General features: G+C 69.6%; 24 protein-coding genes and 2 tRNA genes. 8 read left to right on the top strand and 18 right to left on the bottom strand.

What is annotated here, in order from left to right:
- Positions 1-188: 188 nt before the first annotated feature.
- The 4 genes from ABIE44_RS16050 to ABIE44_RS16035 are packed head-to-tail and all read left to right on the top strand — an operon-like array spanning position 189 to position 3,992.
- Positions 189-659, top strand: coding sequence for a DUF4334 domain-containing protein (locus tag ABIE44_RS16050; protein ID WP_209715291.1), 471 nt, complete (start codon positions 189-191; stop codon positions 657-659).
- Positions 656-1,753, top strand: a complete 1,098-nt coding sequence (locus ABIE44_RS16045) for an NAD(P)-dependent alcohol dehydrogenase (protein WP_209715294.1) — start codon at positions 656-658, stop codon at positions 1,751-1,753. Before ABIE44_RS16050 ends, ABIE44_RS16045 begins: the two co-directional genes overlap by 4 nt.
- Before the next feature lie 16 nt (positions 1,754-1,769).
- The gene (locus ABIE44_RS16040) at positions 1,770-2,918 is read left to right on the top strand and encodes an acyl-CoA dehydrogenase family protein (protein ID WP_209715297.1); all 1,149 of its coding nucleotides are present in this window, start codon (positions 1,770-1,772) and stop codon (positions 2,916-2,918) included.
- Positions 2,919-2,939: 21 nt separating this feature from the next.
- A complete protein-coding gene (locus ABIE44_RS16035; RefSeq protein ID WP_209715301.1) occupies positions 2,940-3,992 on the top strand; it encodes an acyl-CoA dehydrogenase family protein in 1,053 nt (350 codons plus the stop codon).
- Here ABIE44_RS16035 and ABIE44_RS16030 read toward each other — a convergent pair.
- Entirely contained in the window at positions 3,989-4,891 is a 903-nt protein-coding gene (locus ABIE44_RS16030) for a GNAT family N-acetyltransferase (RefSeq protein ID WP_209715304.1), read from the bottom strand. The two genes, ABIE44_RS16035 and ABIE44_RS16030, sit on opposite strands and share 4 nt — an antisense overlap.
- A gap of 77 nt (positions 4,892-4,968) precedes the next feature.
- Between ABIE44_RS16030 and valS the strand changes: the two genes are divergently transcribed.
- Positions 4,969-7,584, top strand: coding sequence for a valine--tRNA ligase (valS, locus tag ABIE44_RS16025; protein WP_209715307.1), 2,616 nt, complete (start codon positions 4,969-4,971; stop codon positions 7,582-7,584).
- Between the two features lie 20 nt (positions 7,585-7,604).
- On the opposite strand, the gene ABIE44_RS16020 is transcribed toward valS, so the two are convergent.
- The 7 genes from ABIE44_RS16020 to tig all read right to left on the bottom strand — a co-directional run bounded on the left by ABIE44_RS16020 (position 7,605) and on the right by tig (position 13,851).
- Entirely contained in the window at positions 7,605-7,910 is a 306-nt protein-coding gene (locus tag ABIE44_RS16020) for a hypothetical protein (protein ID WP_209715310.1), read from the bottom strand.
- Positions 7,911-7,914: 4 nt separating this feature from the next.
- Positions 7,915-9,195, bottom strand: coding sequence for an ATP-dependent Clp protease ATP-binding subunit ClpX (clpX, locus tag ABIE44_RS16015; RefSeq protein WP_209715313.1), 1,281 nt, complete (start codon positions 9,193-9,195; stop codon positions 7,915-7,917).
- Between the two features lie 161 nt (positions 9,196-9,356).
- Positions 9,357-9,962: an ATP-dependent Clp protease proteolytic subunit gene (locus ABIE44_RS16010; protein WP_209715316.1), complete on the bottom strand. Its 606-nt coding sequence runs from the start codon at positions 9,960-9,962 to the stop codon at positions 9,357-9,359.
- Between the two features lie 7 nt (positions 9,963-9,969).
- The gene (locus ABIE44_RS16005) at positions 9,970-10,578 is read right to left on the bottom strand and encodes an ATP-dependent Clp protease proteolytic subunit (protein ID WP_209723161.1); all 609 of its coding nucleotides are present in this window, start codon (positions 10,576-10,578) and stop codon (positions 9,970-9,972) included.
- Between the two features lie 122 nt (positions 10,579-10,700).
- Entirely contained in the window at positions 10,701-11,150 is a 450-nt protein-coding gene (locus ABIE44_RS16000; RefSeq protein ID WP_209715319.1) for an SRPBCC family protein, read from the bottom strand.
- 8 nt (positions 11,151-11,158) lie between these two features.
- On the bottom strand, positions 11,159-12,385 hold the full coding sequence (locus ABIE44_RS15995; protein ID WP_209715323.1) for an alpha/beta hydrolase: 1,227 nt from the start codon (positions 12,383-12,385) through the stop codon (positions 11,159-11,161).
- 68 nt (positions 12,386-12,453) lie between these two features.
- Positions 12,454-13,851 (bottom strand): trigger factor, encoded by a 1,398-nt coding sequence (gene tig / locus ABIE44_RS15990; RefSeq protein WP_209715326.1) that lies wholly within the window; start codon positions 13,849-13,851, stop codon positions 12,454-12,456.
- 186 nt (positions 13,852-14,037) lie between these two features.
- On the opposite strand from tig, the gene ABIE44_RS15985 reads away from it, so the two are divergent.
- Entirely contained in the window at positions 14,038-14,997 is a 960-nt protein-coding gene (locus ABIE44_RS15985) for a hypothetical protein (RefSeq protein ID WP_209715329.1), read from the top strand.
- A 7-nt stretch (positions 14,998-15,004) separates the two neighbouring features.
- Here the strand turns inward: ABIE44_RS15985 and ABIE44_RS15980 are convergent.
- Positions 15,005-15,080: transfer RNA gene (locus tag ABIE44_RS15980), tRNA-Pro, on the bottom strand.
- A gap of 111 nt (positions 15,081-15,191) precedes the next feature.
- Here ABIE44_RS15980 and ABIE44_RS15975 point away from each other — a divergent pair.
- Positions 15,192-15,265: transfer RNA gene (locus ABIE44_RS15975), tRNA-Gly, on the top strand.
- Here the strand turns inward: ABIE44_RS15975 and ABIE44_RS15970 are convergent.
- The 8 genes from ABIE44_RS15970 to ABIE44_RS15935 all read right to left on the bottom strand — a co-directional run bounded on the left by ABIE44_RS15970 (position 15,266) and on the right by ABIE44_RS15935 (position 22,525).
- Entirely contained in the window at positions 15,266-16,285 is a 1,020-nt protein-coding gene (locus ABIE44_RS15970; RefSeq protein ID WP_209715331.1) for an LLM class flavin-dependent oxidoreductase, read from the bottom strand.
- The gene (locus ABIE44_RS15965; protein ID WP_209715334.1) at positions 16,282-17,427 is read right to left on the bottom strand and encodes a DUF7802 domain-containing protein; all 1,146 of its coding nucleotides are present in this window, start codon (positions 17,425-17,427) and stop codon (positions 16,282-16,284) included. Before ABIE44_RS15965 ends, ABIE44_RS15970 begins: the two co-directional genes overlap by 4 nt.
- A 104-nt stretch (positions 17,428-17,531) precedes the next feature.
- Entirely contained in the window at positions 17,532-18,635 is a 1,104-nt protein-coding gene (locus ABIE44_RS15960; RefSeq protein ID WP_354438164.1) for a PP2C family protein-serine/threonine phosphatase, read from the bottom strand.
- A gap of 39 nt (positions 18,636-18,674) precedes the next feature.
- Positions 18,675-19,508 (bottom strand): Fpg/Nei family DNA glycosylase, encoded by an 834-nt coding sequence (locus ABIE44_RS15955; protein ID WP_209715337.1) that lies wholly within the window; start codon positions 19,506-19,508, stop codon positions 18,675-18,677.
- Positions 19,509-19,516: 8 nt separating this feature from the next.
- The gene (locus ABIE44_RS15950) at positions 19,517-20,014 is read right to left on the bottom strand and encodes a ribose-5-phosphate isomerase (protein WP_209715340.1); all 498 of its coding nucleotides are present in this window, start codon (positions 20,012-20,014) and stop codon (positions 19,517-19,519) included.
- An 87-nt stretch (positions 20,015-20,101) separates the two neighbouring features.
- Positions 20,102-21,055, bottom strand: a complete 954-nt coding sequence (locus ABIE44_RS15945; RefSeq protein ID WP_209715343.1) for a hypothetical protein — start codon at positions 21,053-21,055, stop codon at positions 20,102-20,104.
- 19 nt (positions 21,056-21,074) lie between these two features.
- On the bottom strand, positions 21,075-21,959 hold the full coding sequence (locus ABIE44_RS15940) for an alpha/beta hydrolase (protein WP_209715347.1): 885 nt from the start codon (positions 21,957-21,959) through the stop codon (positions 21,075-21,077).
- A gap of 2 nt (positions 21,960-21,961) precedes the next feature.
- A complete protein-coding gene (locus ABIE44_RS15935) occupies positions 21,962-22,525 on the bottom strand; it encodes an LURP-one-related family protein (protein WP_209715350.1) in 564 nt (187 codons plus the stop codon).
- 86 nt (positions 22,526-22,611) lie between these two features.
- Between ABIE44_RS15935 and ABIE44_RS15930 the strand changes: the two genes are divergently transcribed.
- Positions 22,612-22,950, top strand: coding sequence for a DUF2568 domain-containing protein (locus tag ABIE44_RS15930; RefSeq protein WP_209715353.1), 339 nt, complete (start codon positions 22,612-22,614; stop codon positions 22,948-22,950).
- Here the strand turns inward: ABIE44_RS15930 and metG are convergent.
- Complete coding sequence (metG, locus tag ABIE44_RS15925) at positions 22,947-24,749, bottom strand: methionine--tRNA ligase (RefSeq protein ID WP_209715356.1); 1,803 nt, start codon at positions 24,747-24,749, stop codon at positions 22,947-22,949. The two genes, ABIE44_RS15930 and metG, sit on opposite strands and share 4 nt — an antisense overlap.
- Between the last annotated feature and the right edge of the window lie 37 nt (positions 24,750-24,786).

Below are 24,786 nucleotides of genomic sequence, written 5' to 3'. Positions count from 1 at the left end.
CCGAGGGGGCTCGGATGTCGCGCGACCGGAACACCCGGCGGGACATTCGAGACCGCTCGACGTCACCTGGTGGGACATCTGGGACCGCTCGGCGTCACCTGGTGGGACATGTGAGCCCGGTGGGCGTCGCGGAACGGGACATCTGTGACCTCTCGCCGACTAGAACCTGTTCCACTATCGTGGCGGGCGTGAGCCTCCGCGAACGCTTCGACGTCCTGGCTGCCGCAGCCTCGGCCGACACCAACGACCTCGACGCCCTCTGGGCAGACCTGGCCGTCCTCACCCCCGAGGAGATGCTCGGCGCCTGGCGCGGGGGCGACTTCGCCACGGGGCACCCGGCCGGAGGTCTGCTCACCAAGATCGGCTGGCACGGGAAGCGGTTCGACTCGCTCCTCGACGGTCACCCGCTGATCTGCCGGGGCGAGGACGGGGAGCTGTACTCGAACACCAAGTTCGCCGGCGGCGGCTACTCCTCGTTGTGGGAGGTCGGCTTCCGCGGCGAGACCACGGCAACGATGGTGTACGACGCGATGCCGGTCTTCGACCACTTCAAGCGGGTCGACGACACCAGCGTCATGGGGATCATGAACGGCAAGCTCGAAGCGGCCTTCGGGACGCCTGACAACTACTACTTCTGGCTGGAGCGTGACGATCGATGAAGACCACTGTCGCTGTGGTGAACTCTCAAGGCGCCGACTTCACGCTGGAGGAGGTCGACCTCGACGGCCCGCGCGCCGACGAGGTGCTGGTCAAGATCGTCGCCACCGGCCTGTGCCACACCGACATCCACCTCAAGGGCTTCCTGCCCGAGGAGATGTTCCCCAACGTCTTCGGGCACGAGGGCTCCGGCATCGTCGAGGCGATCGGCGAGGACGTGACGGGCATCGAGGTCGGCGACCACGTCGTGCTGAGCTTCCGCTCCTGCCGGGCCTGCGGTCCGTGCACCGAGGGCGCCGTCGGCTACTGCGACTCCAGCCTGCTGCTCAACTACATGGGCATGCGGATGGACGGCTCGCAGCCGTACTCCAAGGACGGCGCCGGGGTCTTCGGCAACTTCTTCGGCCAGTCCAGCCTGTCGCAGCACGCGATCGCGTACGCCGACAACTGCGTCGTCGTCGACAAGTCCGTCGACCTGACCAAGGTGGCGCCGTACGGGTGCGGCTTCCAGACCGGAGCCGGCACGGTGCTCAACGTCATCAAGCCCGAGCCGACCGACAGCCTGGTCGTCTTCGGCTGCGGCGCCGTCGGCATCGCGGCGATCGCGGCTGCCAAGCACGCCGGCGTCGGCACGATCATCGCCGTCGACCCGCTGGAGTCCCGGCGCGAGGCAGCCGGCAAGTACGGCGCGGTCGGCGTCGACCCGACGGTCGAAGAGGATGTCGTCGCGAAGGTCAAGGAGCTCTCCGGGGGTGCCGGGGCGTCGTACAGCATCGACACCACCGCGATCTCCGCCGTCGTGAAGCAGGCCCAGCAGGCGCTCAAGCCGCGCGGCACCCTGGTCGCGCTCGGCCTGGGCCCGGAGGAGTACGCGATCGACGCGATCGACCTGCTGCAGACCGGCAAAATCATCCGCTCCTCGATCGAGGGCGACTCCGACCCCCAGGAGATGGTCCCGCGGCTGATCGCCCTGAACGCGGCCGGCGAGTTCGACGTCGACGACCTGATCACGACCTACCCGTTCAGCGAGATCAACACCGCGGTCGCGGACGTTCTCGCCGGGAAGGTCGTCAAGCCTGTTCTCGTCTGGGAGTGATCAGTAGGGTCGAGCCATGAGGCTGCGACTCACCGAGGAGGAGGCTGCGTTCCGCGAGGAGATGCACACCTTCTTCAACACCGAGATCCCCCAGGACATCCGCGACGACATCCGCGCGGGACGCGAGATCGGCAAGGACCACTTCGTGCGGTCGCTGCGGGTCATGAACGCCGCCGGCATCGCCGTACCCAACTGGCCATTGGAGTGGGGCGGCAAGGACTGGACGCCGCTGCAGAAGCACATCTGGCACGAGGAGCTGCAGCTCGCGTGCGTGCCGCCGCCGCTGGCGTTCAACGCCGGGATGATCGGGCCGGTGATCGCGCACTTCGGCTCCCAGGAGATGAAGGAGCGGTTCCTGCCGGCGACGGCGAACCTCGACATCTGGTGGGCCCAGGGCTTCTCCGAGCCGAACGCCGGCTCCGACCTGGCCTCCCTGACCACCCGCGCCGAGCGCGACGGCGACGACTGGATCGTCAACGGCCAGAAGACCTGGACCACGCTCGGCCAGCACGCCGACTGGATCTTCTGCCTCTGCCGGACCGACCCCGAGGTCAAGAAGCAGGCCGGCATCTCGATGCTGCTCTTCCCGATGGACTCCCCCGGCGTCACGCTGCGGCCGATCAAGCTGCTCGACGGCTCGTACGAGGTCAACGAGGTCTTCTTCGACAACGTCCGGGTCCCGGGGGAGAACCTCGTCGGGGAGGTCAACCAGGGCTGGACCCAGGCGAAGTTCCTGCTCGGCAACGAGCGCGTCGGCGTCGCTCCGGTGGGCGCCACCAAGCGCGCGCTCGCCACGGCCAAGGAGCACGCGATCGACCTCGGTGTCCTCGACGACCCGCTGCTCGCGGCCAGGTTCGCCGAGCTGGAGAACCAGCTGCTGGCCCTCGAGCTGACCGCCCTGCGCGTAGTCGCGAACTCGGCCGACGGCAAGCCGCACCCGGCCTCGTCGGTGCTCAAGCTCAAGGGCACCGAGCTCCAGCAGGAGGTCACCGAGCTGCTCGTCGACCTGGCCGGACCGCTGTCGCTCTCCTCAGGGTCGGAGTCGGTGCCCGAGTGGGCAGCCCACACCGTCCCGACCTACCTGAACTTCCGCAAGGCGTCGATCTACGGCGGATCCAACGAGGTCCAGCGCTCGATCATCGCCGGCACGATCCTGGGCCTGTGACGGGCCGAGAGAGGGACTGACATGGACTTCGAGCTCGACGAAGAGCAGACCGCCCTGCGCGACACCGTCCGCGGCCTGCTGAAGGGCTACGACCCCGCGACCAACTTCGAGCACCGTCGGGAGGTCACCGCGACCGACCCCGGGTACGACGAGGCGCTCTGGGGCCGTCTGGCCGAGATGGGTCTGCTCGGCCTGCCGTTCTCCGAGGACGACGGCGGCATGGGAGCAGGTCCGATCGAGGTAGCCGTGGTCGCCGAGGAGATCGGCCGCGTGCTGGCTCCTGAGCCGTACGTCGCTGCGGTCGCCCTCGCCGGTGGCGTGGTGGCCGCGCTGGGCAGCGACGAGCAGCGGGCCGAGGTGCTCGGTGGACTCGCGTCCGGCGAGCGGCTGATCACCTTCGCCTCCGGCGAGACCGCCGAGCCGGTGATCCAGGGCGCCCGCGCCGAGACGATCGTGTGGGAGGTGGGCGGCGAGGTCTTCCTGGTCGACCGGCCGACCGACGCGACGGCGTACCGGACCCACGACGGCGGTCGGGCCGCAAGGCTGGTCTTCGACCGGGCCGCGGCGACGCCGCTCGGCGCCGGCGGGGACGCGACCGACGCGCTCACGCAGGTCTTCGCCCGCGCCCGGATCGCTGCGTGCCACGAAGCCCTCGGCGCGATGGACACCGCGCTGCGGCTGACCACGTCGTACCTGACGACGCGTCAGCAGTTCGGGGTCACCCTCAACCGCTTCCAGGCGCTCACGTTCCGAGCGGCCGACATGTACACCGACCTCGAGCTGACCCGCAGCATCGTCACCTGGGCGACCATGGTCGCCGCGGACGGCGAGCCGGATGCGGTCGTGGACGCCTCGGCGCGCGCCAAGCTGCAGACCGTACGAGCGGCGCGACGCATCGGCCAGGAGGCGATCCAGCTGCACGGCGGCATCGGCGTGACCGACGAGTTCTCCATCGGTCACTTCACCTCGCGGCTGACCGCGTTGAGCCACTGGCTCGGCGACGCCCGGGAGCAGGTCGGGGTGCTGTCCAGCGGCCTGGCGTCGTACGGCGTCATCGACCCGCTCGACGCCTAGCGGCCTCGGTTGTCGAGCCTGTCGAGACGCAAGCCGCCGGTCTCCGCGATCGGCCGGAACCCCAACCGCACGTAGACCCCCGTCGAGGTCGTGTTCTGCGCGTCGGCGAACAGGCACACGCGCGCGCCCTCGTCCAGCAGACGTCGCGAGATCGCGGCGACGCCGGCGGCGGCGTACCCGTGGCCCCGGTGCTCCTTCGGCGTGAACACCGGCCCGACCCGGGCGACGCCGAAGCTGGCCGGGTTGAACGCGGTCACCCCGGCCGGAACGCCGTCGGGCGTCTCCCAGAGCCAGACGTCACCGGCGGCGATCCGCGCCGCCGTGCTCTCCCGGGTCTCGATCGCAGGGTGCGGGTCGACCCGACCCGCCTGCTCGGAGGCGTCCGGTCCGAACGCGTCGAACCAGCCCTGGACCAGGTCGACCTCGTCGTCGCGCGCGACCCGGAGGTGCCCCGGCACGCCCGTCGGCTCGACGAGATCGGTGAGCTCGTAGAGCGAGGTGCGCTCGGTCTCGGTCGCGGTGCCCCCGGCCAGAACGAGCGTCTCGGCGACGAGCACGTCGATGGTGGGCACGAACCCGTTGACGATCTCGACCGCCTCACCGCGTTCGTGCAGGGTTCGGGCGACCAGGCGGGCGGCATCATCAGGCATCGCGACGAAGTACGGCGGGTACGGCGGCAGCGGCGCCGTACGCATCCCGGCCCCGACCACGGTGCCGCCGGCATCCCGGACCACCAGCCACCACGGCTCCGGCGCCCCCGCCGGGCGGCTGGCTCCCCCACGCAGGTGGCGAGCCGTGACCGAGGCGATCACCGTGCACCGGACCGGCTCGGCACTCAGCAGCGGCTCGGCCGCAGCGAGGAAGACGTGCGGGTCGTCGAGGAACTCCAGCGTGTACACCCGTCGAGGCTAGCGGCGGGTTCCACCGCCCTGAACCCATTTTCGGCCGCTCCGCGCGCGCCCGTAGCATTGCCGCCATGACTGATACCCAGAGCACGCCCGAGACCACGACGATCGCCGCGCCCGGCGTCGTCGTAGTACCGGACAAGCCCGCTCTGGAGGGCCTGGAGGCGACCTGGTCGGAGCGCTGGAAGGCAGCCGACACCTACGCGTTCGACCGCACCCAGCCGCGCTCGAACGTGTACTCGATCGACACACCCCCGCCGACCGTGTCCGGCAGCCTGCACGTCGGTCACGTGTTCTCCTACACCCACACCGACCTGATCGCCCGCTACCAGCGGATGCAGGGCAAGTCGGTGTTCTACCCGATGGGCTGGGACGACAACGGCCTGCCCACCGAGCGCCGGGTGCAGAACTACTTCGGCGTCCGCTGCGACCCCTCGCTGCCGTACGACGCGGACTTCACCCCGCCGGACAAGCCGGACCCGAAGAAGCAGATCCCCATCTCCCGCCCGAACTTCATCGCCCTGTGCGAGCAGCTGGTCGAGGAGGACGAGAAGGTCTTCGAGTCGCTGTGGCGCACCCTCGGCCTCTCGGTGGACTGGTCGACGACGTACACGACGATCGGCAAGGACGCCCAGGTCGTCAGCCAGCGCGCGTTCCTGCGCAACTTCGCCCGCGGCGAGGCGTACCTGCAGGACGCGCCGACCCTGTGGGACGTCACGTTCCAGACTGCCGTGGCCCAGGCCGAGCTCGAGGCCCGCGAGTACGCCGGCGCGTACCACCGCGTCGCGTTCCACCGTCCCGACGGCGGCGAGCCGGTCCACATCGAGACCACCCGCCCCGAGCTGATCCCCGCCGTGGTCGCGCTCATCGCGCACCCGGACGACGAGCGCTACCAGCCGCTGTTCGGCACCACCGTCACCTCGCCGGTCTTCGGCGTCGAGATCCCGGTCGTCGCGCACGAGGCTGCCGAGCCCGACAAGGGCGCAGGCATCGCGATGTGCTGCACCTTCGGTGACCTCACCGACGTGCAGTGGTGGCGCGAGCTCCAGCTCCCGGTTCGCACGGTGATCGGCCGCGACGGCCGGCTGCTGCGCGAGACCCCGGAGTGGCTGGCGGCACCCGCTGCCGCGGCGGCGTACGAGGAGCTGGCGGGCAAGACCACGTTCAGCGCCCGCGAGGCGATGGTCGCGAAGCTCCGCGAGACTGGCGACCTGGACGGCGAGCCCAAGCCGACCCAGCGGATGGCGAACTTCTACGAGAAGGGCGACAAGCCGCTCGAGATCGTCGCGACCCGCCAGTGGTACATCCGCAACGGTGGTCGTGACGAGGACCTGCGCGACGAGCTCGTCGAGGACGCCAACCAGATCACCTGGGTCCCGCCGCACATGAAGCACCGCTACGACAACTGGGTCGGCGGCCTCAACGGCGACTGGCTGATCTCGCGGCAGCGGTTCTTCGGCATCCCGTTCCCGGTCTGGTACCCGCTCGACGCCGACGGCGAGCCCGACTACGACCACCCGTTGCTGCCGACCGAGGCCGCCCTGCCGGTCGACCCGTCGACGGACGCGCCCGAGGGCTACACCCCCGACCAGCGCGGCCAGGCGAACGGCTTCATCGGCGACCCGGACGTCATGGACACCTGGGCGACCTCCTCGCTCACCCCGCAGCTGGCCTGCGGCTGGGAGTCCGACCCGGACCTGTTCGAGCGCACCTTCCCGATGGACCTGTGCACCCAGGCCCACGACATCATCCGGACCTGGCTGTTCTCCCGCGTCGTCCGCGCGCACCACGAGAACCACGTGCTTCCGTGGTCGCACGCGATGATGTCCGGCTTCGTCATGGACCCCGACCGCAAGAAGATGTCGAAGTCCAAGGGCAACGTCGTCGTCCCGACCGAGATCCTCGAGAAGTTCGGCGCCGACGCGGTCCGCTGGCGTGCAGCGATGGCCCGGCCCGGTCTCGACTCGCCGTTCGACGAGGCCCAGATGAAGGTCGGCCGCCGCCTGGCGATGAAGGTCCTGAACGCGTCCAAGTTCGTGCTCGGCGGCTTCGGCGCCACGGACACCGACCCCGCGATCATCACCGAGGCGATCGACCGCGCCCTCCTGGCCCGTCTCTCGGGTGAGATCACCCGCGCCACCGACGCGTTCGAGGCCTACGACTACACGACCGCCCTCGAGGCCATCGAGAAGTTCTTCTGGGAGTTCTGCGACGACTACCTCGAGCTGGTCAAGGAGCGCGCGTACGACGAGGACGGCGGCGCCGGCACCGCCTCGGCCCGGGCTGCCCTGGTCACCGCGCTCAACATCCAGCTTCGCCTGCTCGCGCCCTTCCTCCCCTACGTCACCGAGGAGGTCTGGTCCTGGTCGCACGAGGAGTCCATCCACCACGCCGCCTGGCCGACCACGGCCGAGCTCGCCGGCGTCAGCGAGGGTGACGCCAGCATGCTGTCCGCCGTGGCCAGCGCGCTCGGTGGCATCCGCGGAGCCAAGTCGCAGGCGAAGGTCTCGATGAAGACCGAGATCACCCGTGCGGTCATCTCCGGCCCGGCCGCCCTGGTCGACGCGGCGGCTGCCGCGACCGAGGACCTGCGCAACGTCGGCAAGATCACCGGCACGCTGGAGTTCGCCGCGACCGACGCGAACGAGCTCACGGTCGAGGCCGAGCTTGCCCCGCAGCCGCAGTAGGTCGTGTGCTTCTGGACGCGCTAGAGCGCGTCCTGGGGCACACGAGTGGACCAGCGCTGGCTGATGCGGAGCGAGCGGATGTACAGCACCACCACAACGGCGAACGACACGTAGTGGATGCCGTCAATCCAGGTGCCGTCGACCAACCAGCTGACCACCGAGATGGCGAGGAACACGAACAGGGACACCCGGAACCACCGCATGTCGCTCGGCAGGTCGGCGAACCTCACGGGTTCCTGCCGACCGGTCAGGACACGCAGGTCATAGCGGTGCCAGTCCCCCATCGTGCGCCAGAACGAGCGACGCCCCACCGAGACCTCACTCACCGGATCAGGCCGACTTCTTGGCCTTCTTCTCGGGCTCGCGCGGCACCAGCGTCGGGTTGACGTTGTCCGCGACGACCTCGCCGGTCACGACGACCTTGCCGATGTCCTCGCGCGAGGGCACCTCGTACATCACGTTGAGGAGGACCTCCTCGATGATGGCGCGCAGGCCGCGGGCGCCGGTGCCCCGCTCCATCGCCTTGTCGGCGATCGCGCGGACGGCGTCCTCGGTGAACTCGAGCTCGACGTCGTCGAGCTCGAAGAGCTTCTGGTACTGCTTGATCAGCGCGTTCTTCGGCTCGACCAGGATCTGCACCAGGGCCGGGTTGTCGAGCTTGTTGACCGAGGCGATCAGCGGGAGCCGGCCGATGAACTCGGGGATCAGGCCGAACTTCACCAGGTCCTCGGGACGCACCTGAGCGAACATCTCGTCCGCCTCGGCCTCCTTGGAGGCGCGGACGTCGGCGGTGAAGCCGAGGGTCTTCTTGCCGACCCGCTGCTCGACGATGTGCTCCAGACCGGCGAAGGCACCGCCGACGATGAACAAGATGTTCGTCGTGTCGATCTGGATGAACTCCTGGTGCGGGTGCTTGCGACCGCCCTGCGGCGGCACCGAGGCGGTGGTGCCCTCGATGATCTTCAGCAGCGCCTGCTGGACGCCCTCGCCGGAGACGTCGCGGGTGATCGACGGGTTCTCGGCCTTGCGGGCCACCTTGTCGATCTCGTCGATGTAGATGATGCCGGTCTCGGCCTTCTTGACGTCGTAGTCAGCAGCCTGGATCAGCTTGAGCAGGATGTTCTCGACGTCCTCGCCGACGTAGCCGGCCTCCGTCAGCGCGGTGGCGTCGGCGATCGCGAACGGCACGTTGAGCATCCGCGCGAGCGTCTGTGCGAGGTAGGTCTTGCCGCAACCGGTCGGACCCATCACGAGGATGTTCGACTTCGCGACCTCGACGGCGTCTTCGCCCTTCTTCGCCGAGCCGGTCGTCACCCCCGCCTGGACACGCTTGTAGTGGTTGTAGACCGCGACCGCGAGCGACTTCTTCGCCTGCTCCTGGCCGATCACGTAGGAGTTCAGGAACTCGAAGATCTCACGGGGCTTGGGCAGCTCCTCGAGACCGACCTCGCTGGTCTCGTTGAGCTCCTCCTCGATGATCTCGTTGCAGAGGTCGATGCACTCGTCGCAGATGTAGACGCCGGGCCCGGCGATCAGCTTCTTGACCTGCTTCTGGCTCTTTCCGCAGAAGGAACACTTGAGCAGGTCTCCACCGTCACCGATGCGTGCCACGGGCGGCCACTCCCCTCGTTCGTGCCGGTCCGAGGACCGGCGCCGTTCACAGTGCCTTGATCATTTTCTGGTGCTGCAGCGGCTCTGTGCGTAGTCCGACCGTACTCCGTCAGCTGGACGAATACGGTCGGACACGACACAAAACCACCGGGACGGTGTGCTCAGACGAGCGCAGCCGCCTTACGGGACTCCAGGATCGAGTCGATCAGTCCGTACTCCATCGCACCGGCGGCGGTGAGGATCTTGTCGCGCTCGATGTCGCGGCTGACCTCGTCCTTGTCCTTGCCGGTGTGCTCGGCGATGAGCTCCTCGAGCAGCTCGCGCATGCGCAGGATCTCGTTCGCCTGGATCTCGATGTCCGAGGACTGCCCGTAGGTGCCCTCGGTGTACGGCTGGTGGATGAGGATCCGGCTGTTCGGAAGCGCGAGCCGCTTGCCCGGCGTGCCGGCGGCGAGCAGGATCGCGGCGGCCGAGGCGGCCTGGCCCAGGCAGACGGTCTGGACGTCCGGCTGGATGAACTTCATCGTGTCGTAGATCGCCGTCATCGCGGTGAACGAGCCACCGGGCGAGTTGATGTAGATCTGGATGTCGCGGGTCGGGTCCATCGACTCCAGGCAGAGCAGCTGGGCCATCACGGCGTTGGCGATGTCGTCGCTGATCGGGGTGCCGAGGAAGATGATCCGGTCCTCGAAGAGCTTGCCGTACGGGTCGATCCGCCGGAAGCCGTAGGAGGTGCGCTCTTCCCACTGCGGGATGTAGTAGTTCATCGCTCGATCACTTCTCACTCTTGCGGGCCGGACGGCCCTCGTCGGCGGCTTCGCGAGCACTCGTGATGACGTGGTCGATGAAGCCGTACTCCTTGGCCTGGGCGGCGGTGAACCAGCGGTCACGGTCGGCGTCGGTCTCGATCTGCTCGACCGGCTGGCCGGTGTGCTCGGCGATCAGGTCGAGCAGCACCTTCTTGATGTGCAGGGACTGCTGCGCCTGGATCTTGATGTCCGAGGCCGAGCCGCCCATGCCGCCGGAGGGCTGGTGCATCATGATGCGCGCGTGCGGGAGGGCGTACCGCTTGCCCTTCGCGCCGGCGCACAGGAGGAACTGACCCATCGACGCGGCCAGGCCCATGCCCACGGTCGCGACGTCGTTCGGGATGTAGTTCATGGTGTCGTAGATCGCCATGCCCGCGTCCACCGAGCCACCCGGGGAGTTGATGTGCATGAAGATGTCCGCCTCGGGGTCCTCCGCCGAGAGCAGGAGCAGCTGCGCGCAGAGCGCGTTCGCGTTCTGGTCGCGGACCTCGGAACCGAGGAACACGATCCGCTCGCGGAGCAGTCGCTGGTAGATGTGGTCGTCAAGCCCGTACGATGCGGCGCCGCCGTTCATCTGGGGTTCAGAGTTCAGGTTCACGTCGATGACACTAGACGGGCCCGTCGCCAAAACCACGGGCAAACAGCCGTTGTTCGCCCAGAGCAGATTTACGGGCAGATTCAGGGGCAGGGCACGCCTCAGCGCTCGACAGCGGCCTTGATCTTCACCAGCGTCGCCTCGATGCCCGCCGCGAGCTCGCCGTCGTGGCCTGCTGCGCCCCCGATGAACGGGCCAATCAGCCGGCTCCCGATCGTGTACGCCGGCAGCACCCGGCGACCGGTCAAGGTCGTCCCGGTCGCGGTCGGCTCGAGCTCGTAGACCCAGGTCGCGCCGCTCTCGCGCGTCTTCCAGGCGACCGCCCGGTTCGGCTCCCAGCGGACCACCTTCGAGGTGGTCGGCCACGCGACCGCCTTGCGTCGGTTGATGCCGAGGATGGTGGCTCCCAGTCCCGGACCGCCGAAGACGTACGCCTTGCGCAGCTCGGGGCTGAACTCCGGCATCCGGCCGAGGTCGGAGACCGCTGCCCACACCTGCTCCGGCGCGGCGTCGATCTCGATGGCGGCGGCCACGGGCAGAGGTGCGGTCATCAAGACTCCTAGGTCGGTTTCGGGTTCGGTTTCTGGGGCGTTCGCGCGAGCCAGCCGCGCAGGGCGGCGTAGACGTCGTCGTGGTTGAGCAGGTCGAAGTGGTCTGCGCCGGGCACGTGCAGCACGTCGGCACCGGGAAACATCTCGACGCCGCCGGGAAGCAGCCCGACAGCCGAACGGTACTGGACCAGGTAGTCGCCGACCGTGGCCGCGACCGGGTGCCGGGCCGACCTGCTCAGCGTCGCCGCGACCAGGTGGTACCGCGCGTTCGGCACCGCCGCCGTGTCCTCGGGCATCCCGTCGTGCAGGTCGAGGACACCGACCGAGCGCTGCTCGAAGATCCGGGCGAGCGGCACCAGCTCGGGCGCCCGGGCGGCCACCCGGATCCCCCGCGCGATCGACCGCTCCACCGGGGAGCCCGTGTGCGGGGCGCCGAGGGTGACGATGTCGGTGACCAGATCGGTCCAGGGCTCCTCGACGTCGAGGGACACCGCGCACGCGGCCCGGGCAATCAGTCCGCCCATCGAGTGCCCGACCAGCGCGATCCGCCGTACGTCAGTGGGCCATGCCTCGACCAGCCGGGTGAGCACCGAGCTGAGGTCGACGCCGGCCTCGGCCAGGGTCTTGCCGGTGTTGTTGCGGATGAACACCGGGCTCCAGCCCTCGTCGGCCTCCAGCCGGGCGCCGTACGACGCCGTGGTGCTGCCGTCCGCGGGGCGGGGACGGCTCTTGCGGACCCAGTAGTCCTCGGTCTCGCAGAGACCGTGCAGGAAGACCACGATCGCGTCGCTCGCCTCCGGGTACGCCGCGGCGAGACCCTCGGGCGTCAGCGGCACGTCCCGCCCGTCGCGCCGTACGCCGATCTCGATCGCCAGCGGCGAACCGTCGGCCACCAGCTTGTCGCCGATCAGGCCGTTCACCGCCGAGACGACGAATCGGCCCTTCGGGGAGTCCTCGATAGCCGGGCCGACGCCGAGGCGGTCCGCAGCGCGCAGCGCCTTGGCCGACGCGCGCAGACCGGCGCCGAGTCCGGCGTACACGCCGGTGGCGATGCCGTCGTGGACCCGGTGCCCGAGGCTCCGGTTGCCCGCGACCTTCTCGAACACGAAGCCGACCCGGTCCGAGACCGACCCGTGGATGTCGCGAGCGGCACCGAGGACGAGCAGGTCGAGGTGCTCGGCGGCCAGCGCCGCGGCTTCGAGAACACCGGCGTCGGAGGACGTGCGATCAGTCATGCCTGAATTGAAACACAGCCAGTGCACATGTGTGCACTGACTGTGTCTCGTGTCGCAGGCGGGGCCGCTCAGGCCTCGGCGGGCTCCTCAGCGGCGGCGTCCGCGGCAGGAGCCTCGGCGGTCTCGGCCTCGGGCTCACCGATGGTGCCGTCGGGGCGGAGCAGCTTCAGCTCGACGTGCGCACCGTTCGAGTCGGTGACCTTGGCACCCTCGACGATGAGCGCGAGCGCCTTGCCGCGGACGACCTCGGCCACCATCTCGGGGATGTGGTTGTGCTCGACCATGTGCTTGACGAACTCGTCCGGGTTCTGGCCGGACTGCTGCGCGCGGCGGAACAGGTGCTCGGAGAGCTCGGCCTGCTCGACGCCGATCTCCTCGGCCTTGGCGACCTCGTCGAGCAGGAACTGCGCCGCCATCGCGTCGCTGACCCGCTTCTCGAGCTCGGCCTCGAACTCGTCGACCGTCTGCTTCTGGTCGTCGAGGTAGCTCTCCATGGTCATGCCGGAGTAGAGGAGCTGCTGCTCGATCTCACCCTTGCGCTCGGCGAGCTCGGCCGACAGGGCCGCCTCGGGCAGCGGGATCTCGGCGCTGTCGAGCAGCTTCTCCAGGACGGCGTCGCGCGCGGCGGCCGCCTGCTCGAGCCGCTTGCCGCGGGTCAGGCGGGTCTTGACGTCCTCGCGCAGCTCCTCGGCGGTGTCGAACTCCGAGGCGGTCTGGGCGAACTCGTCGTCGAACGCGGGCAGCTCCTGCTCCTTGACGGAGTTGACCTTCACGGTGACGTCGACGTCCTCGCCGGCCAGGTCGCCGCCGAGGAGCTGGCTGACGAAGGTCTTCTCCTCGCCGGCGGAAAGGCCACGCAGCGCGTCGTCGACGCCGTCGAGCATGTCGCCGGCACCGACCTTGTAGGAGTAACCGGTGACCTCGCCGCCCTCGACGGTCTCGCCGTCCTTCGAGGCGACCAGGTCGATGGAGACGATGTCGCCGTCGGCGGCGGGCCGCTCGACGTCGTTCAGGGTGGCGAACCGCTCGCGGAGGTGCTCGACCTGCTCGTCGATGTTCTCGTCGGTGACCTCGACGGCCGGGACCTCGACGGCGAGGTCGTCGTACTTCGGGACGTCGATGCTCGGGCGGACGTCGACCTCGGCGGTGAACTCCAGCGCCTCGTTGTCCTCGAACTTGGTGATGTCGATCTCCGGCTGCGCCAGCGGCTGCAGGTCGTTCTCCTGGAGAGCCTGCACGTACAGCTTCGGCAGCGCGTCGTTGATCGCCTCGTCGAGAACGGCACCCCGACCGACCTGACGGTCGATGACGGCCGGCGGGACCTTGCCCTTGCGGAAGCCGGGGATGTTCACCTGCTTCGCGATCCGCTGGTAGGCCGCGTCGAGGCTCGGCTTGAGCTCTTCGAACGGGACCTCGATGGTGAGCTTGGCCCGGGTGGGGTTCAGCGTCTCGACGGCGCTCTTCACAGGTGTTCTCCTTGTAACGACTGGGACCGGCGCACGGAGGGCGACCGACAGGTCAGCCTACTTCAGCGGCGAAGCGCTCAGAAATCGATGTGTCCGTTCCGAGCACCCGGGTACGGGACCGCGAGTTGGATGTCCGAAAACGTGAACGTGCTGACCTCGAGCCACGGAAATGGTGTACTACTCGTTATGACCGATATGTCCGTTCTTCGCCGCTGGCCCGCGTTCCTCGTCGGGGCCTCCCTCGCACTCGGTCTGGTCGCGCTCGCGCCCCTGAGCAGCGACCGTGCCGACGCCGCTCCGTGCGGCCGGCCCACCGGGTGCACCAAGTTCGAGCTGCTCAGCAACGCCTCGACGTACGACTGGTGGCCGTGGGGCAAGGACCCGAAGAGCAACATCGCCCGGTACGAGTTCCGCACCCAGGACGGGAACAAGGCCCCGGCCCGGTGGAGCCGGGGCGGGTCCTGGAACCAGTGGGTCGTCGGCAAGGCCGGCCACGGCACCCTGCAGGCCATCGCCCCGGACGTCCCGGGCGCCCGGACGCCGTTCCAGTCCAGCACCACCTGGGCCACCGGCCGCAAGACCGGTCGCTGGGAGATCCGCTTCCGCACCCGCAGCACCGGCAGCGCGGGTCAGCACTACCGGGTGCAGGTCGAGCTGGTCCCCTCCGGCCCGATCGAGGCGTGCGAGGCGCGCAGCATCACCGTCGCCAGCTGGGACCCCGACCAGCCGACCACCGCCAAGGTCGGCATCACCCGACCGGGCATCGCGCTCGGCTCGAACGTGACCGTGAAGACTCCCCCGCTCAACGCATCGCAGGCCGGCTGGACCAACGGCAGCAGCCCGACCACCTCGGGCTGGCACGTCTGGGCCGTCCAGGTGAAGCCGACCCACATCTCCTGGTTCCTCGACGGCAGGATCATCCGTCGCGAGTCCCGCAAGGCCGCCCAGTTCGACGAGTGGCTGAGCATGCGGCTCTCGCTGATCTCCGAGACCGGCAGGCCCACGGCGTCGGCCAAGAGCCAGCTCGACTGGGGTCGCTGGTTCTCGCTGAAGCGCACGACCAAGAACAAGAAGCTGGTCAAGCAGCTCCGGACCGCGCCCGCGCTCAGCCGCATCGGGTCGAGCGTCAACCCGGGCTGCCACTAGTCGGGCCTGGTCGGGGCGACAGGACTCGAACCTGCGGTCTCCTGCTCCCAAAGCAGGCGCGCTAGCCACTACGCTACGCCCCGTTTCGGCCCGTGTTCCGGGCCGCTGCACGAGTGTAGAGGACGCCCGACATGCGTGTGTCGGTGCTGCTGTGGCAACATAGGCGAGCGCTCCGGAGAAGATCCCGGGGCCGCGGGGATGTAGCTCAATGGTAGAGCCCCAGTCTTCCAAACTGATTACGCGGGTTCGATTCCCGTCATCCCCTCCACTACGGCGCGGCAGCAGCCTTCGCGGCCCGCGCCGCCGCGATGCCCTCCTTCACCGCCGGCAGCACGGTCTCGCAGACGAGTCGCAGACTCTCCCACGACGGCTCCTCAGGAAGGCCGCCGCACAACGGGTGGCTGCTGACGACCCGGATCTCCCGGGCCAGGCACTTGGCGACCAGGTCCTCGGGCGTCTCGACGACGTACACACCGGCCGCGCGCATCTCGGCGACCGAGTCCGAGGAGTCGCGCACCAGCGAGGTGAAGTCGTTGTGCCAGGCGTTGTAGCCGCGCGCCTCGGCGAGCAGGTACTGCCCGTTCTCGGCCCAGAAGCGATCCGGGTCCTCGGAGCAGAAGACCGTCGCCGGTCCCCCGGGCGGCAGCAGCACGAAGCCGGGCTCGCGGCCCGCCGCGCGGCACTCGGCGTCGTACAGGTCCTTGAGCGCGGGGTCGGCCACCTGCGGCTGGAAGTGCAGCCCGAGCCGGGCGGCTCGCCGCGCCGCGGCCTTCGAGCCGCCTCCGTAGAACAGCACCGGCGGCTGGTTCGGCGTCGGCAGCACCCGGACGGTGCGACCCTCGTGCTCGAACTCCTCGCCGGTCCACGCCTGCTGCAGCACCGCGATCGCCTTCTCGATGTCGGCGCCGCGGGTCTCCCAGGCGCGACCGAACATCGCGTACTCCTCGCGCCGGTACCCCAGCCCGATCGTGTAGGTGACCCGACTGCCGGAGAGGTGGTCCAGCACGGCGATGTCCTCGGCGATCCGCAGCGGGTCGCTGAGGTTGGCCAGCAGCGCGGCCACCGAGATCGAGATCGTCGATGTCCGAGCCGCCACCGCCGCGGCGGCGATCAGCGGGCTCGGCAGGTAGCCGTCGTCGGAGGCGTGGTGCTCCGACAGCACGATCGCGTCCTGCCCGTGCTCCTCGAGGTAGCCGACCTGGTCCAGGCAGCGCGCGAACATCTCGTGCTGACGCCCCAGTGCCTCCCCCGGGGCCCGGAAGTCGTAGCGGGTGACGAACGCGCTCATGGTTGCCTCTCGAGAACAGGATCGGGAACAGGGGTACGCCGGCGGGCGTCGCGCACGAGCGGCGCCGCGATGACCGCCGTCAGCACGAAGCAGAGGACGACGTACGGGAGCGACCCCACGAACCGACCGTCGTCGGTGACGCCGTCCGTCGCACCGAGGGTCTGCGGCAGCGCCCAGGCCCAGAGCACCGCGAAGGTCCCCAGGTAGGCGCCGAGATGGACCACCGGGTACCAGCCGAGGAAGCCGGGCTCCTGCGGTTCAGGCGCGCGCCAGCGAGCGAGCACCTCGCGCAGGGTGAGCACGCCGGCGCCGACGAGCATGGCGATCAGCACCGCGTGCACCGCGTCGGTGTTCGGGTCGTCGACCAGGTCGAGGTAGGTCACGGGCAGCTGGCCGGGCATCGAGACCAGCGGCGTCAGCACGCCGACCGCGACCGCACCCGGCAGCACCGAGCGCACCGACGGACGCTCCTTCCGGGTCAGGACCATCAGGCAGAGGAACGCGAACGCGGTCGGCATCACCAGGGCGAAGTTGACCACGCTCGACATCGGCACCGAGCCGAGCAGGTCCTGGTTCATCGAGGCGCTGTAGTCCCAGGCCCACCACAACCGCTGCGGTCCGAGGTGGTCGAAGATCTCGTAGAAGGCCTGGTGGGTGAAGCCCAGGCACACCGCCGTCAGCAGTGCGCCGCGCCAGCCGGGATGCCGCGCGCGGATCCCGAGCCGCTCGACGAGCACCCAGGCCAGGTACACCAGCGCCGGGTAGAGGCAGAGGATGTACAGCGGCATCCGTTCGTAGACGAACCCGACCGTGAACTCGTTGTGCACGAACACCGCGGACACGTAGTCGTCGATCCCGAACGCCGCCGGGAAGTAGAGCGGCGGCTCGAGCACCGCGACGTAGACGACGGCGGCGATCCAGACCCCCAGGTTGACCGCGCTGCCGGTACGCCGCAGCGTGCGGACTGCGTGCACCAGCGCGAGCACCGCGCCCCCGACCATCAGCAGCTCGACGAACGGCATCGTCGCGTCCGCGAGGTCGAACGGGTTGTTCACGTAGGCGACCCGGTGCGCGTCCTCGCACGGGACGCCGCCGAGCCGGTCCGCCAGCCCGAGGAACGTGGGCGTACACAGGTCGGACACCGGCTACCCCTCAGGACGACTGCGGCACTGCACGCGAAACTGCACGCGAAAACGAGAACGTGTTCTCATCTTGGCGGAAGCGGCCCGGCGGGTCCAGTACCGCTTCAGCGGCGGGCCGCGGCGTACGGCGGCCGGCGGTGCACCAGCACCAGGGCCCCGTCGTCGTTGCTGCTGGACAGGTCGTCGATCAGCCGTCGCGCTCCGCGCTCGTACCCGCTCGGGAGCAGCATCTGCGCCCGACCGGCGAGCTTGTCGATGCCGCTGGCGATGTCGCGGTCCACGGTCTCCACCAGACCGTCGGTGAACATCACCAGCGCGTCGTCGGGCATCAGCGTGCCGCGGACCGTCTCGAAGGTGGCCCCCGGGATCAGACCGAGGACGGGGCCGTCGGAGTCGAGCACCGACCAGCGACCGGATCCGGCGTGCAGCCAGACGGCCGGCGGGTGGCCCGCCTTCCGGAGCTCGAAGTCACCGGTGGCCAGCGAGAGGTGCAGGTGGATCGCGGTGGCGAAGCCCTCGGTCCACTCCTGGCGCAGCAGGTAGGTGTTCGCGTCGCCGAGGAACGAGTCGGCGGCGACGGCGGAGGCCAGGCCGCCGAACGCGCCGGAGAGCAGCAGCGACCGGGTACCGGCCTCGATGCCCTTGCCGGAGACGTCGACCACGATCAGCTCGAGGGTCGAGCCGTCGGTGGAGCGGCTGGCCACGATGAAGTCCCCACCGAACGACGTACCGCCGGCGGCGCGCGACGCCGACTCGACGTGCCACTCCGCCGGCAGGGTCGGGATGGCGCCCTGGCGGGCGATCCGGTCGCGCAGGTCGACGAACATCGATTCTCCCCGAGGACCCGCGACACCCAGGCGCATCCGTCGGAACGACGTGACGATGATGAGCAGCCCGATGGCGAAGGTGATCAGGACGCGGACGACGGTGACCGTGCTGATGTCCGGCGTGTAGGCCGCGAGGTAGACCACCCCCACCAGGCAGAAGATGACGAACCAGGGCAGGGTGCGCGGGCCGAGCCACAGACTGGCCAGCACCATCGCGAACACCACCGAGGTCTGCGGCACCACGTCCTCCGCGAGCCGCCCCGCGATGATCAGGGCGAGCGCGAGGGCCACCAGGAACGTCAGCGCCGGGCCGTCGGAGTAGCTGATCTGCCGCTGGAGACGCGCCCAGCGCATGCGCAGCAGGTCACGCAGCTCGCTCACGTCGCCTCGCTCCCCCTGACCCCTCGCACGGTGTGCTGCTCAGCCTACGGCCCTCGACCGGAACGTGGGCTGACAACGGGGGCACCAGAACGAGTTGCGGCCGACCAGGACGTCGGTCCGGACCTTCGCTCCGCAGACCAGGCACTCCTGCCCCGTACGTCGGTACACGTACACCTCGCCGCCGTGGTCGTCCTGGCGCGGCGCCCGCCCCATCGCCTCCGGGGTGTGCTCGGGACGCACCGTGTCGATCCGTCCGGTCCGCACCCCCTCGGCCATCAGCTCGACCAGGTCGTCCCACATCGCGGTGAACTGGGCGCGTCGCAGCGTCTTGCCCGGACGCAGCGGGTGCACCTTGTGCCGGAACAGCACCTCGGCCCGGTAGACGTTGCCGACTCCGGCGAGCACCGCCTGGTCCATGAGCAGGTCGCCGATCGGGCGGTGGCTGCGCGAGATCCTCGCCCAGGCGCGCTCGGGGTCGGCGTCGGGTTTCAACGGGTCCGGCCCGAGGCCGGCGAGCACGGCAGCACGTTTCTCCGGGCCGACGAGGTCGCACTGGGTCGCCCCGCGGAGGTCGGCGTACCCGGCGTCGTTCTGCAGGCGCAACCGGACCTGGCCGGTGGTCACCTCCGGGGGGACGCCGTCGTACAGGTCGAACTTGCCGATCAGACCGAGGTGGACGTGCACGTACCGCTCGCCCGTGAACTCGACGAACAGGTGCTTGCCGGCCGAGGAGGCCGCGACGAGCTCGGTGCCGTCGAGCAGCGCGGCGTCCGCGGCGAAGCGCCCCTGCGGGCTGCTGACCCGCACAGGTCCGCCTGCGAAGGCCGCGTCGAGGTCCTGGGCCAGCTTGAGAAGGGTGTGCCCCTCAGGCACGGCTGCCTTCAGGCATCGGGTCCGAGACCCTGTGCGGACTCCGGCAGGGCGGGGAGCTCACCGGTCGTCTCGTACGCCGCCATCATCGCGATCCGGCGCACGTGCCGCTCCTCGTCGGTGAACGGGGTGGTCAGGAAGACCTCCACGAAGCGGGTCATGTCCTCCAGCGAGTGCATCCGCCCGCCGACCGAGACCACGTTCGCGTTGTTGTGCTCGCGGGCGAGGACGGCCGTCTCCTCGCTCCAGACCAGCGCCGAGCGGACCCCGGCGACCTTGTTGGCCGCGATCTGCTCGCCGTTGCCGGAACCACCGATCACCACCCCGAGGCTGCCCGGGTCGGCCACCACGCCGGCCGCTGCGCGGATGCAGAAGACCGGGTAGTCGTCGAGCGCGTCGTAGACGAACGGGCCGTGGTCGACCGGCTCGTAGCCGTTGTCGCGAAGCCAGCCGAGCAGGTGTTCCTTGAGCTCGAGGCCGGCGTGATCAGATCCCAGGTGCACGCGCATGGGTAGAGGCTACCGAGCGTCCGAGCTTGCTCGTGACCGAGTGGCCGATAACCCGTTGACGAGCGCAGCGAGGAGTACGGGTGAGGGTTATCGGGCGGCGGCGGTCTCTCCCTCAGCGGCTGCGGACCGCCAGACCAGCCAGCCGCCGGCAACTGCGGCCACGAGACTGATCACCAGGCCGACGACGGCGCCGGTCCGCAGCGGCGAGGACACCGCGTCCCAGATGGCGCCGGTGACGTAGGCGTCCGCGGAGGCCCCGATCAGGTCCGAGCGCACCCAGCCGGCAAGACCCAGGACCCCGAGCATCCCGGCCGCAGACGCGGCACCGAGCGCGACCAGCGTCCACCCGCGACGTCGGCTCGTGACCAGGGCCACGGCGACCGCGACCACCCAGACCAGCGGCAGCACCACGCCGAGCGGCTTCAGCACCGAGTAACCGGTGCGAGCAGCGCTGAGGTCGCCGACGTCGACCATGGCCACCGGGACGTCGACGTCGGGCATCTCGATCGGCAGCGCGCCCCCGGTCATCGAGTCGGTGACCTCTTGGAGCACCGTGCTCAGGTCGAGCGAGACGCACCCGTTCTCGTCGACCCGGGAGTCATCGCCGTCCAGCACTCCGAGCAGCTGCTCGTGGCCGCTGCGGTTGGCACTGCCCCAGGCTTTTGCGAAGGTCGGGGTCCTCACGATCTCGCCCAGACCGGCGCGGATCGGGCCCTCGGCGAGAGGGACCAGCGCTGAGGCGAGACCTCCGAGACCGCCCAGGCCGTCGAGAGGGTTGCCGGACGCCTGGGCGCTCTCCCCGCAGACGGTCTCCCGCGCCTGCTCGCTGAACACCGCGATCGTGGCACCGGCGAGTGCATCAGCCACAGCGTTCTGCACCTCGGGGTCATCGGCCAGCGGGGCGACCGCGTCGACGTACCGGTCCGTGTCGGCGACGTACCCGTCGATCCAGGCCGCAACCATCCCCAGCGGCAGGGCGACCGCAGCGACGCCGATCGCGATCCTGGCGGCCAGGCTCTGCTGCTGCATGCCCTCGATCATGCCCGAAGAACCTGGGGCGCTAGGCGTGCTGAGCGAAGAATCCCGCTATCTGACGGGTCAGCGGGTCGGCCGCGTCGAAGACGTCGACGTGACGCCAGAACCCGTGCAGCTGTCCCAGGTAGCGGGTGCCGACCACCTCGACCCCCGCCTCGGCGAGCAGCCGGGCGAGCTCCTCGCCCTCGTCGCGCAGCGGGTCGTGCTCGGAGGTGACCACCAGCGTCGGCGGCAGCGAGCCGAGCCGGTCGCTGAGCAGCGGCGCGAGGTCCGGGTTCACCAGGTCCGCCGGCGTCGCGGCGTACTTCTCCCAGTACCAGGCCGCCTCGGCGGGGTCGAAACCGTCGGTCGCGGTCCGATAGGACTCGAAACCGGCCTGCGGATCCAGGAACGGGTAGGTCAGCGCCACCGCCCGGAAGACGCCGGGGTTGCGCAGCGCCGCGACCAGTGCGAGGTTCCCCCCTGCGCTGTCCCCGTGCACGTACGTCGGACCGTCGATCCCGAGCTCTGCTCGTGATCGGGAGAGCCAGCGCACGGCCGTGTCGGCGTCGTCCGGGGCTGCCGGGAACCGGTGCTCGGGAGGCCGCCGGTAGTCGACGCTGAGCACGGCGCGGCCGGACCGGTTCGCGAGCCGTCGAGCGGCCGCGTCGTGCACGTCGATGTCGTGGAACACGAACCCGCCGCCGTGCAGGTGCACGATCACGCCGTGCGAATTGACTGGCCGGTACAGCCGGCACCGGACCCCGTCGGCGTCGACGTCGGTGACCTGGTCGACGTCCTCGCGCTCGTCGGCCGCGGCGGCGCTCACGGCCGCGGCACGGGAGGCTGCGATGTCGAAGGACGGGTCGAAGACCGGGACCTCGGACAGGCCGGCTTCGACCGCTGCACGCGACTGCGGGTACAACGCCACGGCTAGCGGCCCATCAGGGCGTCCAGCCCCACCGCCATCGCGGCCGCGAGCCGGAAGTCCAGGCCCTGGTACGGCACGTGCACCGTGTAGCGGTCGCGCAACGAGAACTGCCGGTCGACGCTCATCACCAGGTTCTCGCCGTCGAGGAAGTCGAAGTGGAACGTGAACGGGAAGTCGACGAACCGCCGGATGATCGCGATCGCCTTGCTGCGCTCCTGGCCGACCGCGTTCACGTACGGCCCGTTGAGGTGGAACGTCGAGCGCAGCAGGCTCGCCTTGAAGTCCTTCCGGAAGTAGCCGATCGCCTCGCCGCGCTCGTCGAAGACGTCGTACTCGGCGCCGAGGTCGAGCTTCTGGCGGGCCTTGAAGGAGAACACCGGCTGGGTCTTGGCCAGGTCCGCGTAGAAGGTGACCTGCTCCTTGAACGTCATCCGCTTCTGCTCGGCGAATGCGAGCAGGTCCCCCGGTTGTCCGTCGGCGCCGATCGCCCGGATCTCGTAGCGGTTGACCATCAGCGTGAGCTTCTGGGTCATGAAGAAACCGGGGACGTGACTGGGAGTGCTCATGCGCAGAGCCTAGGGGGTGGGCCTGGTCCTCAACTCACGGTCCTCGCTGCGCTCGAGCAAGCCCGGGCACTCGCTAACCTCGGCTCATGGCGATCTTCGGCTGGGCGGTCCTGTTCCTCGTCTTCGTCGACGAGCTGCTCGCGATCTCCGCGGCGGCCACCTGGGGCGAGTACCAGCAGGGCGTCCCGCTCGCCGTCGCCGCAGCGCTGGTGACCGTTGCCGTGTGGTTCCTGTTCGCCTCGCCCAAGGCCCGGTACGGCGGACGCGGCGTCCGCCCCGCGGTGAAGGTGCTGGTGCTCTCGCTCGCCACGGCCGGCCTCTGGGCCTCCGAGCACCACACGCTGGCGATCGCGTTCCTCGCGTTCTCGGTGGTCGTCAACGCGGTCGCCGAGCTGCCCTCGATCAAGGTGCTGGTGACCGACTAGGCCAGCCGGGCGAGCTCCTCCTCGACGACCCCGACGTCGAGCTTGGTGAAGACCGGCGTCGGCTTCTCGATCGGCGTCCCGACGACGACCGGACGACGTGCCCACGCGGGCGCACCGGTGTAGTCGCCGGTGAGGATCGGGTAGCCCGGACCGCCGTCCAGGTCCTCGGCCTCGCGCAGCTCCGGCATCGGGGCGACGTCGCCCGCACCGCCGTACGCCGCGTCGATCGCGTTCGCGGAGAACGGCAGGAACGGCGAGAGCACCAGGTTGAGGTCGACCACGCACTGGGCGGTGACGTGCAGGATCGTGCCGAGCCGCTCGCGCTCGTCCTCCCCCTTGAGCTTCCAGGGCTCGTGGTCGGCCAGGTACTTGTTGACCTCACCGACGGCCTTCATCGCCTCGCCGATCGCGGCCTTCTGGCGGTGCCTGCCGATCAGGTCGCCGACGGTGTCGAACGCGCCGGCGACGGAGTCGAGCAGCGCCTGGTCGGCAGCGGTCAGCTCACCGACCGGCGGGATCTCCCCGAAGTTCTTGTTGATCAGCGTGGCCGTCCGGTTGACCAGGTTTCCCCACCCGGCGACGAGCTCGTCGTTGGTGCGGCGCACGAACTCGGCCCAGGTGAAGTCGGAGTCCTGGTTCTCCGGGCCGGCCGCCGCCACGAAGTAGCGGAACGCGTCGGGCTGGTAGCGCGAGAGCAGGTCGCGGACGTAGATCACGACGCGCTGGGAGGAGGAGAACTTCTTGCCCTCCATCGTCAGGAACTCGCTCGAGACGACCTCGGTCGGCAGGTTCAGCTCGCCGTACGCGTGCAGCGACCCACCCTTGTCGCCCTTGCCGGCGTACGCCAGCAGCTCGGCGGGCCAGATCTGGCTGTGGAAGGTGATGTTGTCCTTGCCCATGAAGTAGTAGGACAGCGCGGCGGGGTCGTTCCACCACTGCCGCCAGGCCTCGGGGTCCCCGCCCTCGAGGCCCGTACGCCGCGCCCACTCGATCGAGGCCGACAGGTAGCCGATCACCGCGTCGAACCAGACGTAGAGCCGCTTGGTCGGGTTGTCCCGCCAGCCGTCCAAGGGGATCGGGATGCCCCAGTCGATGTCGCGGGACATCGCGCGCGGCCGGATGTCCTCGAGGATGTTCTGGCTGAACTTGATCACGTTCGGCCGCCAGGTACCGCTGGCCTCCCGTTCGTCCAACCAGACCTTGAGCGCACCCGCCAGCGCGGGCAGGTCGAGGAAGAAGTGCTGGGTCTCGATGAACTCCGGGGTCTCGCCGTTGATCTTGGAGCGCGGGTTCTTCAGGTCGGCCGGGTCGAGCTGGTTGCCGCAGTTGTCGCACTGGTCGCCGCGCGCGGCGTCGTACCCGCAGATGGGGCAGGTGCCCTCGATGTACCGGTCAGGCAGCGTGCGGCCGGTGGACGGCGAGATCGCCCCCTTGGTCGTCTGCTCGAGGAAGTAGCCGTTGTCGAAGACACCCTTGAACAGCTCCTGGACGACGGCGGTGTGGTTGCGCGTCGTGGTCCGGGTGTAGAGGTCGTAGGAGATGCCGAGGTCGCGCAGGTCGGTCGCGATCACCCGGTGGTTCTGGTCCGCGAGCTCCTGCGGGGTGAGGCCGGCCTCGTCCGCGGCGATGAGGATCGGTGTGCCGTGCTCGTCGGTGCCCGAGACCATCAGCACGTCGTGACCCGCCATCCGCATGTACCGGCTGAAGACGTCGGAGGGCACGCCGAAACCGGCGACGTGGCCGATGTGTCGCGGGCCGTTGGCGTACGGCCAGGCGACTGCAGAGAGAACGCGGGTCATGGGCACGATCCTAGTGCGGCGAGATCCGGAACTCTGC

The sequence above is a fragment of the Marmoricola sp. OAE513 genome (genome assembly GCF_040546585.1).
Taxonomy (GTDB): domain Bacteria; phylum Actinomycetota; class Actinomycetes; order Propionibacteriales; family Nocardioidaceae; genus Marmoricola.
The sequence above is the reverse complement of the archived record's forward strand: the minus strand, read 5'-3'. Positions and strand labels throughout refer to the sequence as shown.

What these genes read in the sequence shown, in the direction of transcription:
- valS (WP_209715307.1), top strand. Translation starts at nt 4,969, where the DNA reads ATGACTGATACCCAGAGCACGCCCGAGACCACGACGATCGCCGCGCCC.
- ABIE44_RS16045 (WP_209715294.1), top strand. Translation starts at nt 656, where the DNA reads ATGAAGACCACTGTCGCTGTGGTGAACTCTCAAGGCGCCGACTTCACG.
- metG (WP_209715356.1), bottom strand. Translation starts at nt 24,749, where the DNA reads ATGACCCGCGTTCTCTCTGCAGTCGCCTGGCCGTACGCCAACGGCCCG.
- ABIE44_RS15945 (WP_209715343.1), bottom strand. Translation starts at nt 21,055, where the DNA reads ATGATCGAGGGCATGCAGCAGCAGAGCCTGGCCGCCAGGATCGCGATC.
- ABIE44_RS16000 (WP_209715319.1), bottom strand. Translation starts at nt 11,150, where the DNA reads ATGACCGCACCTCTGCCCGTGGCCGCCGCCATCGAGATCGACGCCGCG.
- ABIE44_RS15970 (WP_209715331.1), bottom strand. Translation starts at nt 16,285, where the DNA reads ATGAGCGCGTTCGTCACCCGCTACGACTTCCGGGCCCCGGGGGAGGCA.
- ABIE44_RS15995 (WP_209715323.1), bottom strand. Translation starts at nt 12,385, where the DNA reads ATGACTGATCGCACGTCCTCCGACGCCGGTGTTCTCGAAGCCGCGGCG.
- ABIE44_RS15950 (WP_209715340.1), bottom strand. Translation starts at nt 20,014, where the DNA reads ATGCGCGTGCACCTGGGATCTGATCACGCCGGCCTCGAGCTCAAGGAA.
- ABIE44_RS15930 (WP_209715353.1), top strand. Translation starts at nt 22,612, where the DNA reads ATGGCGATCTTCGGCTGGGCGGTCCTGTTCCTCGTCTTCGTCGACGAG.
- ABIE44_RS15985 (WP_209715329.1), top strand. Translation starts at nt 14,038, where the DNA reads ATGACCGATATGTCCGTTCTTCGCCGCTGGCCCGCGTTCCTCGTCGGG.
- ABIE44_RS16010 (WP_209715316.1), bottom strand. Translation starts at nt 9,962, where the DNA reads ATGAACTACTACATCCCGCAGTGGGAAGAGCGCACCTCCTACGGCTTC.
- ABIE44_RS16035 (WP_209715301.1), top strand. Translation starts at nt 2,940, where the DNA reads ATGGACTTCGAGCTCGACGAAGAGCAGACCGCCCTGCGCGACACCGTC.
- ABIE44_RS15935 (WP_209715350.1), bottom strand. Translation starts at nt 22,525, where the DNA reads ATGAGCACTCCCAGTCACGTCCCCGGTTTCTTCATGACCCAGAAGCTC.
- ABIE44_RS16005 (WP_209723161.1), bottom strand. Translation starts at nt 10,578, where the DNA reads ATGAACGGCGGCGCCGCATCGTACGGGCTTGACGACCACATCTACCAG.
- ABIE44_RS16040 (WP_209715297.1), top strand. Translation starts at nt 1,770, where the DNA reads ATGAGGCTGCGACTCACCGAGGAGGAGGCTGCGTTCCGCGAGGAGATG.